Annotated in this window: 2 protein-coding genes; both read left to right on the top strand. The window is 63.5% G+C overall.

All coding sequences use genetic code 11. The annotated features are described in order from the left end of the window. Nucleotides 1-478: 478 nt before the first annotated feature. Complete coding sequence (locus tag AC3WG5_RS19150) at nt 479-1849, top strand: amino acid permease (RefSeq protein WP_492570316.1); 1371 nt, start codon at nt 479-481, stop codon at nt 1847-1849. Between the two features lie 291 nt (nt 1850-2140). Next, the gene (locus AC3WG5_RS19145; protein WP_014086804.1) at nt 2141-3178 is read left to right on the top strand and encodes a YeiH family protein; all 1038 of its coding nucleotides are present in this window, start codon (nt 2141-2143) and stop codon (nt 3176-3178) included. The last annotated feature ends 104 nt before the right edge of the window (nt 3179-3282 follow it).

The raw sequence follows: 3282 nt of genomic DNA, 5'->3' as shown, positions 1-3282 counted from the left end.
CTGCAGATGAACCATGGCAAGACCTGCATCATCGAGATCATGTGCACCCGCGAGCTGGGCGACCCCTTCCGCCGCGATGCCCTGTCCAAGCCGGTCCGATTCCTCGACAAGTACAAGGATTACGTGTGATCAACCACCGCGCTGACGCGAAAAAGTGAAGACAAGCGGGCCGTGTCGCAGGCAGTGTACGCCTCACGGTCCGCCCCGCCTCACTGCCGCGGCGACCTCATCGTTTCAGAAAGGTGAACCGAAACCGAGATACCCACCCTGGCTGCCCGGATACCTCCCATACCCGGTAGCACGGACAGTCACACGACCCTGAACGACCACGGACCGGAGGGCGGCGCACGCACGTTGCCATTCCCCTACAACTCAACAAACCGTGGCGTCCTACAATAGAGAAATACGGAGATATATCAAAGTGATAGGCAACCAGCAGCATTCAAACGGGCTCCAGCACAGCCTGAAGCAGCGCCACATGACCATGATTGCACTCGGTGGTGTGATTGGCGCGGGTCTGTTTGTCGGCAGCGGCGTGGTGATCAAGGCCACCGGCCCCGCCGCCATTCTCTCCTTCCTCATCACCGGCCTGCTCGTGGTCTTGGTCATGCGCATGCTGGGGGAAATGGCCGTCGCCCTGCCCACCGGCGGCTCTTTCTACGAATACGCCCGCGAAGCCTGGCACGACCGCCCGGCCGTGGGCGAACTGGCCGGTTTCCTCACCGGCTGGATGTACTGGTACTTCTGGGTCATCGTGGTGGCGCTCGAAGCGGTCGCCGGGGCCAACCTGGTGCGTTACTGGCTACCCGACATGCCCACCTGGATCATCAGCCTGACCTTGCTGGTGACGCTCACCCTGACCAATCTGATCTCGGTGAAGTCGTTCGGTGAGTTCGAGTTCTGGTTCTCCTCGATCAAGGTCGGCGCCATCGTCGTGTTCCTGTTCCTGGCGAGCCTGTACGTGCTCGGCATGTGGCCGGGAGCGAGCCTCAACGTCAGCAACCTGACCGCGCACGGCGGCTTTGCCCCGCATGGCTGGGTGCCGGTGCTGACCGGGGCGGTGGCGGCGACCGGTTTCTATTTCGGCGCCGAGATCGTCACCATCGCCGCCGCGGAAACCGCCGAACCGCAAAAAGCCATCGCCAAGGCCACCAACTCGGTGATCACCCGGGTGCTGGTTTTCTACGTCGGCTCGGTGCTGCTGGTGGTCTGCCTGGTGCCGTGGAGTTCGCCCGGCATCGCCACCCCGTACGTCAGCGCGCTCAACGCGATGGGCATCCCGGCTGCGGCGCAGATCATGAACGCCGTGGTGCTGACCGCCGTGCTGTCGGCCCTCAACTCCGGCCTGTACGCGTCGTCGCGCATGCTGTTCGCCCTGACCAAGCGCGGTGACGCGCCCAAATCGCTGGCCAAGCTGACCCGCAACGGCGTGCCGGTGCGCGCCATCCTGTTTGCCACGCTGTTCGGCTACGCGGCGGTGGTGATGTCCTACATTTCGCCGGACAAGGTGTTCGCCTTCCTGGTCGATTCCTACGGCACGGTGGCGATTTTCGTCTACATCCTGATCGCCATCTCGCAGCTGCGCCTGCGTGCCCGCCTGGAGCGCGAGGCGCCGGAACGGCTGCGCGTCAAGATGTGGGCCTACCCCTACCTGACCTACCTCGCCATCGCCGGCATGATCGGCATCGTGGTGGCCATGGCGTTCATCCCGGACCAGCGCTCGCCGCTGCTGCTGGGCGTGGCCAGCCTGGGCATCCTGCTGCTGGGCTACGTGGTACGCCAGGTTTTCCGCAAGGGTGCACCGGCTACCACCTTGGCTGAGCCTTCCACCGACTACACCAAGCTGTAAACCCTTCCCCTTCCAGCGGGCCGCCGACACCTCCTCGGCGGCCCGCTGTCTTTTTCTAAAAAACAAAATATCAGTACGTTTTGTATCGATATTTGAAATTCACTATTGCATTCCCCTGGTGCCCGACTTATAGTTTTCAAAAAACAAATTAACGGAATTATTTGTACCGTTTTTTGTTATTTGTTTGAGTGCTGGCCACACCGGCCCAGCCCCAATCCGCCCCCTCCCACCCCCGTCTCGTCGGGGCTCGAGGCGGGGCGGGAACGATGTCCATCACCGGAGACCCACACGATGATCCCTCCCAGCAGTCTCGCCCAACCCGTGATGTTCGCGCAGACCCGGGCGCTTCTTCCCGGCATCATGCTCTGCGGCGTCATCGCCATCGCCGCGACCTTCGTGTCCGAGCATTACGGCGGCCCGCAGTTTCTCTATGCCTTGCTGATGGGCATTGCCTTCCACTTCCTGGCCGATTCGGAGAAATGCCAGCCCGGCATCGAACTCTCGGCCAAGAAGCTGGTGCGCTTCGGCGTCGCCCTGCTCGGCGCCCGCATCGTCGCCAGCGACGTCAGCGACCTGGGCCTGACCGGGGTCGGCGCGCTGATCGGCGCGGTGGGCCTGACCATCGGCTTCGGCATCCTGATGGCGCGCCTGCTCGGCCTGCCCTCGATGCTGGGCCTGCTCTCCGGCGGCGGCACCGGCATTTGCGGCATCTCGGCCACCTTGGCGATCTCCTCCACCCTGCCGGCGACGCGGGAAAACGAGCGCTACACCCTGCTCACCGCCATCGGCATCGCCATCTTCTCCACGCTGGCCATGGTGCTGTACCCGCTCATCGTCAAGCATGCCGGGCTCTCCACCGCGGAAGCCGGCCTGTTCCTGGGCGGTTCGATCCACGACGTGGCGCAGGTGGTGGGCGCCGGCCTGATCATCTCGCCGGAAGTGGGCGACGCCGCCACGCTGGCCAAGATGTTCCGCGTCGCCATGCTGATGCCGGTGGTGGTGATCCTGGCGCTGACCTTCCACGCTGAGCGCAAGAAAACCGCCACGGCCGGCAGCAAGACCCCGATCCTGCCGATGTTCCTGGTGGTGTTTGCCGGGCTAGCCGCGCTCAACAGCCTGGGGCTGCTGTCGCATCAAGTGGTGGAAGCGAGCTCGACCGTATCGCGCTGGTGCCTTGTGACCTCGATCGCCGCCCTCGGCGTCAAGACCTCGCTGGAAAAGCTGGCGGAACTGGGCTGGAAGCCGATCGTGCTGATGAGCAGCGAGGCCATTTTCATTGCCGGCTACATGCTGCTGGTGGTGTACCTGGGCCGCGTCTTCGGCGCCTGATGACGAGATGAATAAACGAGGATGACCATGAACGCGCCGACCAACCTGAATACCGAAATGGTGGTGGACCAAGCCGCCATCCAGCCGCTGCCCAACTCCCGCAA

Source organism: Pseudogulbenkiania sp. FW507-F1 (genome assembly GCF_058781125.1).
The sequence above is the reverse complement of the archived record's forward strand: the minus strand, read 5'-3'. Positions and strand labels throughout refer to the sequence as shown.